Genomic DNA, 1,204 nt, shown 5'->3' with positions numbered 1-1,204 from the left:
TTGGTATCGGTATCGAGCGTATGATAACCTTCGCAGCTGGAACCAAACACATCCGTGAAGCCATTCCATTCCCACGTATGTTGCATCGTATCAAACCATAAACTAGTAAAAAGAAGATAATTTCATCTTCTTTTTTTCACTTTTATCTTGCTATCTATCAGTTTTTCTAGTATAATAGTTAATTGTGAGCAAACCTCACTTACCCCTTGCAAAGTCTTGGGGTCATTAGACCAAAAGGAGGAACATATCAATGGCTAAATACGAAATTCTTTATATCATTCGTCCAAACATTGAAGAAGAAGCGAAAAACGCTTTGGTAGCACGTTTTGACTCTATCTTGACTGACAACGGTGCAACTGTTGTTGAATCAAAATCATGTGAAAAACGTCGTCTTGCATACGAAATCCAAGATTTCCGTGAAGGACTTTACCACATCGTTAACGTTGAAGCAAACGACGACTTAGCTCTTAAAGAGTTTGACCGTCTTTCAAAAATCAACGCTGACATTCTTCGTCACATGATCGTCAAACTTGACGCGTAAGAAGGTAAATTATGATTAACAATGTTGTACTTGTAGGGCGTATGACACGTGACGCTGAGTTGCGTTATACCCCATCAAATGTAGCAGTTGCGACTTTTACTCTTGCAGTAAACCGTACATTCAAGAGTCAAAATGGCGAACGTGAGGCTGATTTTATCAATGTCGTTATGTGGCGCCAACAGGCTGAAAATCTTGCTAACTGGGCTAAAAAAGTCTCTCTTATCGGGATCACAGGTCGTATCCAGACTCGTAGTTACGATAACCAGCAAGGACAACGTGTCTACGTAACAGAAGTCGTGGCTGAGAATTTCCAAATGTTGGAAAGCCGCGGAGTGCGTGAAGGACATACAGGTGGGGCTTATTCTGCACCAACTGCTGGTCAATCAGCACCTGCAAACCCAGTACCAGACTTTTCACGTTCTGAAAATCCATTTGGAGCAACAAATCCATTGGACATTTCAGATGATGATTTACCATTCTAATGGACAATTAATACTATAAAGGAGAAAAAACATGGCTCAACAACGTCGTGGCGGATTCAAACGCCGTAAAAAAGTTGATTACATCGCAGCAAACAAAATTGAATATGTTGATTACAAAGATACTGAGCTTCTTAGCCGTTTCGTTTCAGAACGTGGGAAAATCCTTCCTCGTCGTGTAACA

3 protein-coding genes are annotated in these 1,204 nt (G+C 40.7%); all 3 read left to right on the top strand.

What is annotated here, in order from left to right; genetic code table 11:
* Window positions 1-250 precede the first annotated feature (250 nt).
* Window positions 251-541, top strand: a complete 291-nt coding sequence (rpsF, locus tag ABZ319_RS40460; protein ID WP_354991886.1) for a 30S ribosomal protein S6 — start codon at window positions 251-253, stop codon at window positions 539-541.
* A gap of 11 nt (window positions 542-552) precedes the next feature.
* The gene (ssbA, locus tag ABZ319_RS40455) at window positions 553-1,023 is read left to right on the top strand and encodes a single-stranded DNA-binding protein SsbA (protein WP_354991885.1); all 471 of its coding nucleotides are present in this window, start codon (window positions 553-555) and stop codon (window positions 1,021-1,023) included.
* Between the two features lie 31 nt (window positions 1,024-1,054).
* A partial coding sequence (rpsR, locus tag ABZ319_RS40450; protein WP_207810032.1) for a 30S ribosomal protein S18 occupies window positions 1,055-1,204 on the top strand: 150 nt, incomplete at its 3' end.

Origin of the sequence: Nocardia sp. NPDC005978, assembly GCF_040614455.1 — a bacterium.
Lineage (GTDB): Bacteria > Actinomycetota > Actinomycetes > Mycobacteriales > Mycobacteriaceae > Nocardia.
The sequence above is the reverse complement of the archived record's forward strand: the minus strand, read 5'-3'. Positions and strand labels throughout refer to the sequence as shown.